Consider the following 13,776-nt stretch of genomic DNA (forward strand, 5'->3'; position numbering starts at 1 on the left):
TTCCAGCGTCGCAGGGCCTCTCATGAAAAACCAACTGGTCGAACTCCTTGGCAAAATCAGCTCCGGCTGCATGACCGAGCAGGACATCGAGCGGATCGCCGACGAAGCGGTGCAGGCCTATGCCGATCCTGCGGGCTTCCTCGCCGCCAACCCCGATATCAACTACGACGACACCTTCCCGATCCCGCTGGGTGAATGGGTGGTGGTGGGCAGCCTGCCGGACACCGTGCTGTTCCAGGCCGACAGCTACCAGGACCTGCTCGCGCAGATCACCGATTCGTTTGACCAGAGCGTCCCGTTCAATATCAAACCCAAGCAACTGGCCAAGGTCGAGGCGCTGACCGCGCTCAACCGCATCCAGATCCAGATGGGCAGCATGAACAAGGAAGCCGGCGGCTATGTGCTGATGAACTTCAGCCAGTTGCTGGACGACGAGTTGCAGATGGTGCTGGTGTGCGGCAATGACCTGCCGCGGGTGCTGGAACTGTGCGCCGAACTGAACATCACCGCAGCGCCCGCCCTGGAAGCGCTGCGGGTGGCGCTGCACGTTTAACCCAGCGCGGTATCGAGGAACATCATCACCGCGAAGCCGCCCATCAGGCCGAGGGTCGCCGAGGTCTGATGGCCATTGCGGTGGGTTTCCGGGATGACTTCATGGGACACCACGAAGATCATCGCGCCCGCCGCCAGGCCCATGCTCACCGGGTAGGCGATGGCGAAGCCGCTGGAAATTCCCAGGCCGATCACCGCGCCAATCGGCTCCATCAGGCCCGAGCCGACCGCCACCAGCGCCGCCTTCAACGTCGACAGCCCCGTGGCGCGCAGCGCCAGGGCCACCGCCAGGCCTTCGGGGATGTCCTGAATGGCGATGGCGCTGGTCAGCGGCAGGCCGACACTCAGGTCACCCGTGGTAAAGCTCACGCCGATGGCCATGCCTTCGGGGAGGTTGTGCAAGGTGATCGCCAGCACGAACAGCCAGACCCGATTGATCCGCTCGGCCTGCGGGCCGCAAGGGCCGGTACTTTCGTGTTCGTGCGGGGTGAAGCGGTCGAGGCCAAGCATCAGCAACACGCCCAGGCCCATGCCGACCACCACCGTCAGGGCCGCGTAGGGGCCGCTGCCGGTAATCTCCCGGGCGGCGTCGAGGCCCGGCAGAATCAATGAAAACGAGCTGGCGGCGAGCATCATCCCGGCGGCGAAGCCGAGCATCACGTCCTGCATCCGGCTGCTGACATCGCGCAGCACGATGGCCAGCAATGCGCCCAGGGCGGTGGCGGAGAAACCGGCCAGCCCGCCGAGCAGGGCCATGTGCAGGTTTTCCTGGTGGTCACCGTGAATGGCGTTCCAGGCGCTGGCGCCCATCAGCCAGAGCACCGCCAGCAGGCTCAGACCCAGGCCGGCACTCATCCAGGGCGAGGATTGCGCCTGTTGCAGCCACGCGGTGTAGAGCGGCACGGGGGCGGAGTGGCTGTGGCTGGACGTCGAGGGCATAACGCATTTCTCCGAAAGGCAATGGCGCGAGTGTAAGCACAGCGGCAGGGCGGAGCCGAAGCAAACGCGTCTATCAGGCCAATAGCCAGCTATCCTGAAGGCTCACTCATACATGGGAGCTTCATCATGGGTTCCGCGTTCAACGGGCTGGTTGGCCTGATCATCCTTGCCCTGGATATCTGGGCGATCATCAACGTGATCAAGAGCAGCGCCGGGGTTGGCGCCAAGGTGCTGTGGATCTTGCTGATCCTGCTGTTGCCGGTGCTCGGTCTGATCATCTGGGCCATCGCCGGACCGCGAGGCGATGTGCGGCTGTAGGGCGCTTCAGATCAGCCACGCGCCTTCCAGTTGCAGCAGCAGTTGCTTGCGCTCAAGGCCGCCGGCAAATCCGGTGAGGCTGCCATCGCTGCCGATCACCCGGTGGCAGGGCACGATCACCGCGATGGGGTTGGCGCCATTGGCCGTGCCGACGGCCCGGATCGCCTTGGGCCGGTCGATGGTGCGGGCCAGTTGGGCGTAGCTGGTGGTGGTGCCGTAGGGGATGTTCACCAGTGCTCGCCAGACGTCCTGTTGAAACGGCGTCCCGCGGGCAGCCAGGCGCAGTTCGAAGCGCTCGCGCTTGTGGGCGAAATACTCGTCCAGCTGCCGCGCCACGTCGTCGAGCTGGCTGTCGGCCTGGCGCCAGGTGGCATCCAGTTCCCAGGGATGGGCGCTGTCCATGTGCAACAGGTGCAGGCCTTGTTCGTCGCCCGCCAGCAGTAACTGGCCAATGGGGCTGGGGTGATAGCGATAGTGCATGTGGGCGGGCTCTTTGCTTGAGAGGGCAATAAAGATAGCCTGATCCGCGGCCCCGGTGTTCTCAACGAAATTTTCACAATCGATTGCAGACAATCCGCGCGCGCAATTATCCATTCGCCTAATGGTTCGGCACTTTTCGGGTATAACCCGAGCCGCTGCCGCCGCTTCGCGTCAATGCCTTCCACAACCGAATCCCAGGGATCTTCCAATTCATGGCTAATACGGACGCCTTGAGTCAACAGCGGGCTGCTTCGCGCCTGTTGCAACCAACGGTCAAATCACACCTGCTCTACACCCTGCTGTGCGGCCTGGCGATCATGGCGATGCTCAGCCTGGTGCGGCTCGCGTTGCTGGCCTACAACAGCGACATGGTTGGCGATACGCCGTCGTCCACTGTCGTGGAAGGTTTCCTCAACGGCCTGCGTTTCGACCTGCGGGTGGTGGTGTACCTGAGCATTCCGCTGCTGCTGGCGATCCTCAGTGCGCGGGTGATGGCGGCGCGCGGTTTCTTCCGCCTGTGGCTGACCCTGACCTCCAGCATCGTGCTGTTCCTCGGCCTGGTGGAGATGGACTTCTACCGCGAGTTCCACCAGCGCCTCAACGGCCTGGTATTCCAGTACATCAAGGAAGATCCGAAGACCGTCGGCAGCATGCTGTGGTACGGCTTCCCGGTGGTGCGCTACCTGCTGGCGTGGGTCGGCGGCACGATCGTGATGAGCCTGGCGTTCAAAGGCATCGACCGCCTGACCCGGCCCCGTGGCGAGTACCAGAGCAACCTCGCCGGTGCTCGCAGCGTGGCGCCGTGGTACGTGCGCGGCGTGGTGTTTTTCATGATCCTGCTGGTGGCCGTGATTGCCGCCCGTGGCACCTTGCGCCAAGGCCCGCCCATGCGCTGGGGTGATGCCTTCACCACCGACTCGAACTTCGTCAACCAGTTGGGCCTCAACGGCACCCTGACCTTGATCGACGCGGCCAAGAGCCGCATGTCCGAGGACCGCGACAACATCTGGAAGTCCACCCTCGATCAGAAGGTCGCCCAGGACACGGTGCGCCAGATGCTGCTGACGCCGAGCGACAAGCTGGTCGACGCCGACAGCGCCGCGATTCGCCGTGACTTCACGCCGCCGGCCGAGAACACCCTGCCGATCAAGAACGTCGTGGTCATCCTGATGGAGAGTTTCGCCGGCCATTCCGTCGGCGCGCTGGGGGCTTCGGGCAACATCACCCCGTACTTCGACAAACTGGCCGAGGAAGGCCTGCTGTTCGACCGCTTCTTCTCCAACGGCACCCATACCCACCAGGGCATGTTCGCCACCATGGCCTGCTTCCCCAACCTGCCGGGCTTCGAATACCTGATGCAGACCCCGGAAGGCGGCCACAAACTGTCGGGCCTGCCCGCGCTGCTCAGCGCCCGGGACTACGACGACGTCTACGTCTACAACGGTGATTTCGCCTGGGACAACCAGTCCGGTTTCTTCGGCAACCAGGGCATGACCACCTTCATCGGTCGTAATGACTTCGTCAATCCGGTGTTTTCCGACCCGACCTGGGGCGTGTCCGACCAGGACATGTTCGACCGCGGTAACCAGGAGTTGGCGAACAACTATGGCAAGAAGCCGTTCTATGCCTTGCTCCAGACCCTGTCCAACCACACCCCGTATGCCCTGCCGAAAGACCTGCCGGTTGAGCCGGTGACCGGTCATGGTCGCCTGGACGAACACCTGACCGCCATGCGTTATTCCGACTGGGCCCTGGGCCAGTTCTTCGAGAAGGCGCGCAAGGAGCCGTACTTCAAGGAAACCCTGTTCGTCATCGTCGGTGACCATGGCTTCGGCAATAACCAGCAGGTCACTGAGCTGGACCTGGGCCGTTTCAACGTGCCGCTGTTGCTGATCGCTCCGGGCATCCAGGAAAAGTTCGGCAAGCGCAACCACACCGTTGGCACCCAGATCGACATCGTGCCGACCGTCATGGGCCGCCTGGGTGGCGAAACCCGTCACCAGTGCTGGGGGCGTGACTTGCTGAACCTGCCGGAAGGCGACCAGGGCATCGGCATGATCAAGCCTTCGGGCAGCGAGCAGATCGTCGGCCTGATCCAGGGTGATCGCGTGTTGATCGAGTCCAAGGACATGTCGCCGCGCCTGTACCGTTATCAGTTGGGCAGCGAGTTCAAGGCCGAGTTGATCGAGCATCCGGAGCAGGACGCCATGCTCAAGAAACTCGAGTCCTTCATCCAGACCGCAACCAAGAGCCTGCTGGACAATACCGCCGGTGTTGTCCACGGCATCCCGGATTGATCGCCCTGGCGTAATCCGTTCGTTGCACAAGACCCCGGCCTGGCCGGGGTTTTTTATGGGTGCGCCGCCGGGCCAACCGACTTGAACAATGTCCGCAGGCGAGGGTCAACGGAAGACAGGCTGGAAACACTCCTGTACCTGCCATCGAGGACACGCCAGATGAAAGAGTGGGAAATCACTTTTGTGGACCAGAAGGGCGAACGCACTTCGTTGTTGCTTGCCGCCGCGGACCGCCCGAGCATTGAAGACGCAGCGCGGCGGATCAGGGGCCACCTGTTCCCGGTCATGGATGAACTCGACCTCAATGATTTCCAGGACCGTGCCGACTGTCCGACCGCGAAGTGGCTGAAGGAACAGAACGGGGTGGAGATCACCGACATCACTGAACGGACCTGAATCCACAGGCTGGCTGGCGTTGTGCCTCACCAGCCGCTACGCTGCATGCAGGGCCGTCGGTTATGGCGACGGCCTTGGTCTTCCATTACCGCTACATTCATTACCGCAACATTGCTGCATTCGCTCGAGAACCCCACCCGCGTCCCGCGCCAGGGGTAAGTGCGCAAGCACTGAAAGTCTATCCATCGTGATTGAGGAGGACGATTCATGAGCAACTTGTACGAGGACATCAGCAGCACGGTATTGCGCCGCATGAAAGAAGGCGGTTTCAACTTCGCACAAATCCATCCAATCGAGTTCTATGCGGTATTCCCGGACGAGGAACGGGCGCGCAGGGCTGCAGGAAAGTTCCGGGGTGAGTCGTTGTGTGCCCAGGTGCATGAAAGTGACGACGGCTGGCAACTGGAACTGAGCAAGATCATGTACGCCACCTATGGTGGCATCGGCGAATTCGAACAGGATTTCGAAGCCGTGGTCGTGCCACTGGGCGGTGAAGCCCAGGGCTGGGGAGTGAAGCAGGAGCGCGCGGTAACCTGAAATGCACCCCGGGGCGGCCTGGCCGTCCCGGGAACCCACACGCTTCGCAATGAAGCGCGTGCCCCATTCGCGTGGGGCTGGCTGCACAAGTCTGGTGCGGCGTCTTTTCCTGAACTTCCCAACCCGTTGATTGAAAAGGATTAATTCCGCTGGCACGGGCTTTGCGACAGTGCCTGTGCACGGGTGACAAGGAGTTCGGCATGATTCGCACGTTCTATGATGAGATGTACGCCGCCGACGGTCAGCTCCGTCCGCATTATCGGGAATTCGCCCGCTGGCTGGCGCAGACGCCGCCTGAGCAAGTGGCGCAGCGCCGCCGCGAGGCGGACCTGCTGTTCCACCGCGCCGGCATCACCTTCACGCTGTACGGGGACGAGCAGGGCACTGAGCGCCTGATCCCCTTCGACACCATTCCGCGGGCCATCCCGGCCAGCGAATGGCGGGTGGTAGAGCGCGGCTGTATCCAGCGCGTGAAGGCGCTGAACATGTTTCTCGCCGACCTCTACCATGACCAGCGCATCCTCCGCGCGGGGATCATTCCCGCCGAGCAGGTCCTGGCCAACGATCAATACCAACTGGCGATGCAGGGCCTGAACCTGCACCGCGACATCTACGCGCACATTTCCGGGGTCGACCTGGTTCGCGACAGCGACGGCAGCTATTACGTGCTCGAAGACAACCTGCGCACGCCCAGCGGTGTCAGCTACATGCTCGAAGACCGCAAGATGATGATGCGGTTGTTCCCCGAGCTGTTCGCCGCCCAGCGCATCGCGCCGATCGACCACTACCCGAACCTGTTGCTCGACACCCTGAAAAGCTCCAGTCCGCTGGATAACCCCAGCGTTGTGGTGCTGACCCCGGGGCGGTTCAACAGCGCGTTCTTCGAACACGCCTTTCTCGCTCGCGAGATGGGTGTGGAACTGGTGGAAGGGGCGGACCTGTTCGTTCGCGACGAGCGGGTATTCATGCGCACCACCGACGGCCCCAAGCCGGTCGACGTGATCTATCGCCGGCTGGACGACGCCTTCCTCGATCCGCTGGCATTCAACCCCGACTCCATGCTCGGCGTGCCCGGCCTGCTGTCGGCCTATCGCTGCGGCAACGTGGTGCTGGCCAACGCCATCGGCACCGGGGTGGCCGACGACAAGTCGGTCTATCCCTACGTCACCGAGATGATCCGTTTCTACCTGGACGAAGAACCGATCCTGAAGAACGTGCCTACCTGGCAATGCCGCAAGCCGGAAGAGCTTTCCCACGTGCTGGCCAACCTGCCGGACCTGGTGGTCAAGGAAACCCAGGGCTCCGGCGGCTACGGCATGCTGGTGGGGCCGGCGTCGACCAAGGCGGAAATCGCCGCTTTCGCCGAACGCATCAAGGCCCGCCCGGCGGCCTATATCGCCCAGCCGACCCTGTCGCTGTCGACCTGCCCGACCTTCGTCGAGAACGGCATTGCGCCGCGGCACATCGACCTGCGCCCGTTCGTCCTGGCCGGCCGGGAGACCCGCGTGGTGCCCGGCGGCCTGACGCGGGTGGCGCTGCGCGAGGGCTCGCTGGTGGTGAACTCGTCCCAGGGGGGCGGTACCAAGGACACCTGGGTGGTCGAGGATTGAATCATGCTCAGTAGAACGGCTTCGGACCTGTATTGGATGTCGCGTTATCTGGAGCGGGCGGAAAACCTCGCACGGATGCTCGATGTCAGTTATTCGCTGTCGCTGATGCCGCAGGACGGTCGCGGCGATGGCCTGGACGAAATGGCGCTGGCGCTGCGCATCACCGGCACCCTGGATGACTACCTGGGCCGGCATGGGCAACTGCACGCCGAGCGTCTGTTGCACTTTTTTGCCCTCGACCCGGAAAACCCGGCCAGCATCTACAGTTGCCTGGGCGCCGCGCGGGCCAGCGCCCATGCGGTGCGTGGGCGGATTACCGCAGACATGTGGGAAAACATCAACGCCACCTGGCTGGAGATTCGCGGCATCGCCGAGCAAGGCCTGGGGCGCTATGGCATGAGCCGTTTCTGCGAGTGGATCAAGGAGCGCTCGCACCTGTTCCGCGGTGCCACCTACGGCACCATCATGCGCAACGACGCTTTCCGCTTCATTCGCCTGGGCACCTTCATCGAGCGGGCCGACAACACCCTGCGCCTGCTCGACGCCCGTTACGAGATGTTCGGTGAGGACGCCGAAACCGTCAGCGACAGCTCTGCCCGCGGTTATTACCAGTGGAGCGCCTTGCTCCGCGCGCTGTCCTCGTTCGAGGCCTATACCGAGATCTACCGCGACGCTCCCACGGGGCGCCATGTTGCCGAACTCTTGCTCCTGCGTGCCGATGTCCCCCGTTCCCTGCGTGCCTGCACGGAAGAAATCGACCAGATCCTCGCCAGCCTGCCCGGCGCCAACGGCCGTCCGGCCCAGCGCCTGGCGGCGGAAGTGGATGCCCGTCTGCGCTATACCGGCATCGACGAAATCCTCTCGCAAGGGCTGCATCCCTGGTTGAACCACTACATTCCGCTAGTGCGTGAGTTGGGCAACGCCATTCACAGCGCTTACCTGGAGGTCGTATGAGACTGACCATTAGCCACGAAACCGCCTACCACTACGAAGACCAGGTGCGAACCAGCATCCAGTACCTGCGCCTGACGCCCCCGGACAACGAGCGCCAGCAGGTGCTGCAATGGGAACTGGACCTGCCGCGTCCCGCGCAGGCCCGGCGCGATCCGTTCGGCAACATCCTGCATGTGCTCAGCCTGGAAGAACCGCATGCCGACCTGCTGATCGCCGCGCGCGGTGAAGTCGAGATCGATCCGACTCGCGAAGCCGAACACGAATCGCAGTCACCCTTGCCGTTCCTGCGCTTCACCCGCCTGACCGAGGCCGACGAGGCGCTGCGTGGGTTTGCCGGCCAGCAGTGCGGGCAACGCCGTGATCGCAGCGCGCTGATCGAGATGATGGGGGCGCTGCACGAGCGTATGGCCTATCGCCCTGGTGCCACCGCGGTAGACACCAGCGCCGCCCAGGCCTTCGCCGGCGGTGCGGGCGTCTGCCAGGACCACGCCCACGCCTTTATCGCCTGCGCCCGCAGCCTGCTGGTGCCGGCGCGTTATGTGTCCGGCTACCTGTTCGACAACGACAGCCAGCACATGGCCAGCCACGCCTGGGCCGAGGCCTGGCTGGACGGCGCCTGGTACAGCTTCGATGTGACCAACCAGCTCGCGGTGCCCGAGCGCCATCTGAAGCTGGCGGTGGGCCTGGATTACCTTGATGCGTGTCCGGTGCGCGGCATGCGCCGCGGCGGCGGGTACGAGCAGATGCACGCCAACGTGCTGGTGACATCCGGGCTCTCGGCGCAGCAGTAAGCGTCAGGGTTTGCGTTTGGCCATATGGCCGAGGTAGGCGAGCAGGGCGTCGAGGTCGGCGTCCGGCAGTATGCTTGTGCTGAAGCCGGGCATCCGCGCTTGCGGCCACTGGCGCAGACTCTGCGGGTCGCGGATATAGCGACGAAGAAACTCGGGACGGAAGTATTCGGTGGGGTTGTAGGGCAGGTTCAGGTCCGGACCGAACTGGGCATCGCCGGCGCCGTTGAGGCGGTGGCAGGCCAGGCAGTTCTTCTGGAACAGGGCGAAGCCGCGGTTCACCGGGTCATTCGCGGCCAGGCCGGGGGCCGGGAGCAGGGCGGGAAAACGCTCGGCCACCGGCGACAGGCGACGGATGCTGGCCACCTGGAAGGGCCATTGCTCGGGGCTGATATTGCCGGCCTCGGGGTGCGTCCAGACCAGATAGAAGGGACCGGCGCCAGGTTTGTCCTTGGCCAGTGGCGGCCACGGGTGAGCCGGGTCTTCCACCGCCAGCCAGGCTTGTGCCGGTCCTTGCTTGAGCAACGCGGCGGCGGGCATTTCGGCAGCGAAGCCATCGAGGGCCACGGCCTGCAGATGGTCATCCGGCTTGATCCCTTCCAGCAGGACCGCCAAAGGCACCGCGCGATACGTCATGGGCTTCTTGTACGACACATCCTGCTCGATACGGATGTCCCGGGCCTGCGGGTGCTGGAGCAACTCCGCGGTTTGCCATTGCTTGTCGCTGTCGCCCAGTTGGAGGGTCAATTGCGCCGCGTGCAACGGCAGGCTCAGCACGCTGAGCAGGAGGGCGAAGCGAAGGCGCATGGACGGTCTCCAACCAGTGAGGGTCGGCAGCATATACCAGAGCGCAGGAACGCTGAGAATACCGGGCGCGATCAGCCGAACAGGCGCGTGAGGTTCGGCAGGATCAGCAGCAGTGTGGTGGCGAACAGAATGAGTCCGGCCTGACGTACTTTGTGTTGTTTGAACATGGCTGACTGCCTTCTTGTTGTTATTCCTGAGAGCGAGAGACATCCTTTTCCAGGGTCCGCTGGCCACGAAATGCACGGGATTTCCCGTACCGGCTACAAACCTGCTGGATATCGGTATACAACCAACCTTAGGGGCAACGTTACCGCTGTTTTAGATCGGTTTCGTCTCGACTTTAGTGTTGTTAACGTTTTTTCTTATGAGGCTTTATGCCATATGCGTAAGACGTGCCCGACTAGACGCGTGCGCGGGATACACACACGCCTTGCAATGAAATGACCGTTCGTCCGAGGCAACGCTTGCCTGTAGCCCATATTCGCGGCAGGCTCTACCGGTCTTTTTTCACCACTGTCGTTCAGGGCCAAGTCTATGTCGTTACGCATCTGCATCCTGGAAACCGACGTCCTGCGACCTGAGCTGGTCGAGCAGTATCAGGGCTATGGACGGATGTTCGAGCAACTGTTTACCCGCCAGCCGATCGCCGCCGAATTCACGGTCTACAACGTGATGAACGGTGAGTACCCGCCTGATGACGAGGTCTTTGATGCCTACCTCGTGACGGGCAGCAAGGCCGACTCCTTCGGCGACGATCCGTGGATCCAGACGCTCAAGACCTTCCTGCTGGAGCGCTACCGCCGCGGTGACAAGCTGCTGGGCGTGTGCTTTGGCCATCAGTTGCTGGCGCTGCTGCTGGGCGGCAAGAGCGAGCGCGCCAGCCAGGGCTGGGGCGTCGGCACCCACCGCTATGTGATGGCCGCCAAGGCGCCATGGATGAGTCCGCAGGTTGAAGAGCTGACCTTGCTGATCAGCCACCAGGATCAGGTCACCGCGCTACCGGAAAACGCCACCGTGATTGCCTCCAGTGACTTCTGCCCTTACGCGGCGTATCACATCGGCGACCAGGTGCTGTGTTTCCAGGGCCACCCGGAATTTATCCACGACTATTCCCGCGCGCTGCTGGAGCTACGTCAGGAGCATCTGGGGCAGGAGGTGTATCGCAAGGGCGTCGACAGCCTGGGCGTGGATCACCAGGGCCAGACTGTCGCGGAATGGATGATGCGTTTCGTGGCGCAGCCTAAAGCCAGCCCGAACGCTTGAAACTGCCATAAAGCGCGGTGCAACCCACCACGATCACCCCCAGTACGGCGAAGTAGCCGTAGTGCCAGCTCAGCTCCGGCATGTTCTGAAAGTTCATGCCGTAGATGCCCGCCACCGCTGTAGGAAACGCCAGGATCGCCGCCCAGGCGGCGAACTTGCGTTGCACGATGCTCTGCCGTGACGACTCCAGCAGCATGCCGATCTCGATGGTCTGGCTGGCGATGTCGCGGATGCCGGCGAGGTCCTCCATCTGCCGCGTGACGTGGATCTGCACGTCGCGGAAGTACGGGCGCATGTTCTTGTCGATGAAGGGGAAGGCCAGGCGCTGCAATTCCTCGCTGACTTCGACCATCGGCGCCACATAGCGGCGCAGGCGCAGGATGTCGCGGCGCAGACCGTGAATGCGGCGGATGTCTTGTTCGTTCAGCGAGCCACTGAGCACGCTCTGTTCCAGCTCTTCGATCTCGCCATGAATGGCTTCGCTGACCGGCTGGTAGTTTTCGGTGACGAAGTCGAGCAGGGCGTACAGCACGAAGTCTTCACCGTGTTCCAGCAGCAGCGGCCGCGCCTCGCAGCGCTGACGGACCAGGGCGTAGGACTTCGAGTGACCGTTGCGACAGGTGATGATGTAGCCATTGCCGGCGAAGATGTGGGTTTCGATGAACTCCAGCTTGCCTTCCTGGCGCACCGGCGAGTAAGTGACGATGAACAGCGCGTCGCCGAAGGTTTCCAGCTTGGGTCGGCTGTGTTTTTCCAGTGCGTCCTCGATGGCCAACTCGTGCAGGTTGAACTGCCGTTGCAGGTTGGCCAGCTCTTGGGCGTTGGGCTCTTCCAGGCCGATCCAGACGAAGTGCCCGGGCTTCTTCGCCCACTCCGCGCCTTCGTCGAGGCTGATATTGGTAACTTTCCTGCCGGCGCTGTACACCGCCGCTGCAACGACTCGACCCATGGTTGTCCATTTCTCTGCGTTAACGTGACTGACAGCTTGGTCTGACCCTGGCGAATCGGCAAATGCTCAGCCGCGTCCGACCTCGCGCTCCATCAGATCGATGCAGTTTTGCATCTGCGTACGGCATTGCTCCACCAGGGCCGCGACGTCCTGCTGGCTCAGGCCGGCGGTGGCAATCGGCGGCAGCGAGCGGATGATGACCCGCTGGCGGCGCCAGCCATTGATGCTCAAGCGCCGCGCATAGCGGCTGACACACACCGGAACGATGGGCACGCCGGCGTCGATGGCCATGTGGAAGGCGCCTTTCTTGAAGGGGCGCAACTGATCGTCCGGGTTACGCGTGCCTTCCGGGAACACCCAGATCGAGGTGTGGTTTTCCCGCAGGGTGCGGGTGGTGGTCTGGATGGCGCGGCGGGCCTGGAAGGCATTGCCGCGATCGACCAGAACGTTGCCGCCGAGCCAGAACAACTGACCGAACAGCGGGATCCAGCCCAGGCTCTTCTTGCCGATGCACACGGTGCGTGGCGGCACTACGTTGCCGAGCACGAACAGGTCGAAGTTGGACTGGTGGTTGGCAATGATCACGCAGCCGGGTGGCTGGTCGAACAGCGGCCCGACTTCCGCCTCGATCTTCAGCCGCAGCAGCCAGCTCGAAGGCCAGGCGTACACGCGGGCATAAAGTCGGCTGTTATCGGGATTGAAGGGACGGCACAGGCCAATGATCACGCCGATCACGCCCGCCAGGATGAAATGGACACCCAGCAGGAGCATGCGAGGAAGGAAAAGCATCGTACGACTCACTCGATAAAACACGGGCCAGTGTACGGTCGTGCACTGATGGCGGCAAACGTCCTGTGTTACCGGGCAAATGGATAAGGGCCAGACGCGGCTGCGCCTGGCCCGGTGGCTGGATTCAGCCGAGGTGTTCCTGATCGCGGATGATTGCGTCGTCGAGCAGATCCAGCAGTGCTTTGCGCACCTTGAGCTTGGTGTGCTTGTGGGCGTTCATGTTGATCTTCTTCAACTGTTGCGCCGCGGCCAGGGCCGCCGCGGTCAGTTGCTCGGCAGGCACCACCTTGTCGAGGAAGCCGGCGTCCACGGCGCTGACCGGGTCGAACATCTCGGCGTTGATTACCGAACGGTGGAACGCCGCACGGCGCAGGCGATCGCGGGCCAGCTCGATACCGGCGTGGTGCATGGTCATGCCGATCTGGACTTCATTCAGGCCGATGCTGAACGGCCCTTCGACGCCGATGCGGTAGTCGGCCGACAGCAGCAGGAACGCGCCCTTGGCCACGGCATGGCCGGGGCAGGCGACGATGATCGGGAAGGGGTGGGAGAGCATGCGCCGGGCCAGGGTCGAGCCGGCGGTGACCAGGGACACAGCGGCCTGTGGGCTGGCGGTCATTACCTTGAGGTCGTAGCCGCCGGAGAGAATGCCCGGCTGGCCGGTGACGATTACCACCGCCCGGTCCTGGGTAGCGCGGTCCAGCGCCTGATTGAAGGCGGCGATCACATCGGGCGAAATGGCGTTGACCTTGCCGTTGTTCAGGGTCAGGGTCGCGATACCGTCGTCCAGTTGGTAGGTAATCAGCTCACTCATGGCGGTGTTCCTTTATAAGAAGTGGCAAAGACGTTACCCAGCCGCCGCAGTCAGGTAAAGCACGATGACTGACCGGTGGGTCACCGTATCGCCTGCCGTCCTTGCTCGACGGGGCTCGCCTGACCAGGACTGGCAAAGCACACCACAGATTGGCCAAATTGCCATTGCCACCCGCCATTTTTCGCGGATTGGCTTAAACGCATGAAAAATCTGAAAAAAACCTTTGCCATCGATAAACCTTTCGACTACATTAGCGCGCCTCGACAGGCTGAACTGCTTGAAG

The 13,776-nt window shown here is 63.0% G+C and carries 15 protein-coding genes; 9 read left to right on the forward strand and 6 right to left on the reverse strand.

Annotated elements, in window-relative coordinates:
- Nucleotides 1-22 precede the first annotated feature (22 nt).
- Nucleotides 23-553: a hypothetical protein gene (locus tag CKW37_RS10060; protein WP_095155553.1), complete on the forward strand. Its 531-nt coding sequence runs from the start codon at nucleotides 23-25 to the stop codon at nucleotides 551-553.
- Here CKW37_RS10060 and CKW37_RS10065 read toward each other — a convergent pair.
- Nucleotides 550-1,491 (reverse strand): ZIP family metal transporter, encoded by a 942-nt coding sequence (locus CKW37_RS10065; protein WP_095155554.1) that lies wholly within the window; start codon nucleotides 1,489-1,491, stop codon nucleotides 550-552. The two genes, CKW37_RS10060 and CKW37_RS10065, sit on opposite strands and share 4 nt — an antisense overlap.
- A 126-nt stretch (nucleotides 1,492-1,617) precedes the next feature.
- Here CKW37_RS10065 and CKW37_RS10070 point away from each other — a divergent pair, with 126 nt between their 5' ends.
- Nucleotides 1,618-1,809 carry a PLDc N-terminal domain-containing protein gene (locus CKW37_RS10070; RefSeq protein WP_095155555.1) on the forward strand — a complete coding sequence of 64 codons (192 nt, stop codon included), beginning with the start codon at nucleotides 1,618-1,620 and terminating at the stop codon, nucleotides 1,807-1,809.
- 6 nt (nucleotides 1,810-1,815) lie between these two features.
- Here CKW37_RS10070 and CKW37_RS10075 read toward each other — a convergent pair whose 3' ends face one another.
- Nucleotides 1,816-2,289 (reverse strand): methylated-DNA--[protein]-cysteine S-methyltransferase, encoded by a 474-nt coding sequence (locus tag CKW37_RS10075; protein ID WP_095155556.1) that lies wholly within the window; start codon nucleotides 2,287-2,289, stop codon nucleotides 1,816-1,818.
- A gap of 212 nt (nucleotides 2,290-2,501) precedes the next feature.
- On the opposite strand from CKW37_RS10075, the gene CKW37_RS10080 reads away from it, so the two are divergent.
- The 6 genes from CKW37_RS10080 to CKW37_RS10105 all read left to right on the forward strand — a co-directional run bounded on the left by CKW37_RS10080 (nucleotide 2,502) and on the right by CKW37_RS10105 (nucleotide 8,874).
- Nucleotides 2,502-4,586 (forward strand): LTA synthase family protein, encoded by a 2,085-nt coding sequence (locus CKW37_RS10080; protein WP_095155557.1) that lies wholly within the window; start codon nucleotides 2,502-2,504, stop codon nucleotides 4,584-4,586.
- Between the two features lie 159 nt (nucleotides 4,587-4,745).
- Nucleotides 4,746-4,982: a hypothetical protein gene (locus CKW37_RS10085; RefSeq protein WP_095155558.1), complete on the forward strand. Its 237-nt coding sequence runs from the start codon at nucleotides 4,746-4,748 to the stop codon at nucleotides 4,980-4,982.
- Nucleotides 4,983-5,189: 207 nt separating this feature from the next.
- The gene (locus tag CKW37_RS10090) at nucleotides 5,190-5,519 is read left to right on the forward strand and encodes a ribonuclease E inhibitor RraB (RefSeq protein WP_095155559.1); all 330 of its coding nucleotides are present in this window, start codon (nucleotides 5,190-5,192) and stop codon (nucleotides 5,517-5,519) included.
- A gap of 200 nt (nucleotides 5,520-5,719) precedes the next feature.
- Nucleotides 5,720-7,129: a circularly permuted type 2 ATP-grasp protein gene (locus CKW37_RS10095; protein WP_095155560.1), complete on the forward strand. Its 1,410-nt coding sequence runs from the start codon at nucleotides 5,720-5,722 to the stop codon at nucleotides 7,127-7,129.
- A 3-nt stretch (nucleotides 7,130-7,132) separates the two neighbouring features.
- Nucleotides 7,133-8,083, forward strand: a complete 951-nt coding sequence (locus CKW37_RS10100; RefSeq protein ID WP_095155561.1) for an alpha-E domain-containing protein — start codon at nucleotides 7,133-7,135, stop codon at nucleotides 8,081-8,083.
- Nucleotides 8,080-8,874 (forward strand): transglutaminase family protein, encoded by a 795-nt coding sequence (locus CKW37_RS10105; protein WP_095155562.1) that lies wholly within the window; start codon nucleotides 8,080-8,082, stop codon nucleotides 8,872-8,874. Before CKW37_RS10100 ends, CKW37_RS10105 begins: the two co-directional genes overlap by 4 nt.
- Nucleotides 8,875-8,877: 3 nt before the next feature.
- Here CKW37_RS10105 and CKW37_RS10110 read toward each other — a convergent pair whose 3' ends face one another.
- Nucleotides 8,878-9,678 (reverse strand): cytochrome c, encoded by an 801-nt coding sequence (locus CKW37_RS10110; RefSeq protein WP_095155563.1) that lies wholly within the window; start codon nucleotides 9,676-9,678, stop codon nucleotides 8,878-8,880.
- 534 nt (nucleotides 9,679-10,212) lie between these two features.
- On the opposite strand from CKW37_RS10110, the gene CKW37_RS10115 reads away from it, so the two are divergent.
- Complete coding sequence (locus CKW37_RS10115) at nucleotides 10,213-10,941, forward strand: amidotransferase (RefSeq protein WP_095155564.1); 729 nt, start codon at nucleotides 10,213-10,215, stop codon at nucleotides 10,939-10,941.
- Here the strand turns inward: CKW37_RS10115 and CKW37_RS10120 are convergent.
- From CKW37_RS10120 to CKW37_RS10130, 3 genes are all read right to left on the reverse strand, one after another.
- Complete coding sequence (locus tag CKW37_RS10120) at nucleotides 10,919-11,890, reverse strand: magnesium and cobalt transport protein CorA (RefSeq protein WP_095155565.1); 972 nt, start codon at nucleotides 11,888-11,890, stop codon at nucleotides 10,919-10,921. The genes CKW37_RS10115 and CKW37_RS10120 overlap by 23 nt on opposite strands.
- Nucleotides 11,891-11,956: 66 nt before the next feature.
- Nucleotides 11,957-12,679, reverse strand: a complete 723-nt coding sequence (locus CKW37_RS10125) for a 1-acyl-sn-glycerol-3-phosphate acyltransferase (protein WP_095155566.1) — start codon at nucleotides 12,677-12,679, stop codon at nucleotides 11,957-11,959.
- 124 nt (nucleotides 12,680-12,803) lie between these two features.
- A complete protein-coding gene (locus CKW37_RS10130) occupies nucleotides 12,804-13,493 on the reverse strand; it encodes a crotonase/enoyl-CoA hydratase family protein (protein WP_095155567.1) in 690 nt (229 codons plus the stop codon).
- Between the last annotated feature and the right edge of the window lie 283 nt (nucleotides 13,494-13,776).

Source organism: Pseudomonas sp. Irchel 3E13, from assembly GCF_900187455.1.
In the GTDB taxonomy this organism is placed as follows: Bacteria; Pseudomonadota; Gammaproteobacteria; order Pseudomonadales; family Pseudomonadaceae; genus Aquipseudomonas.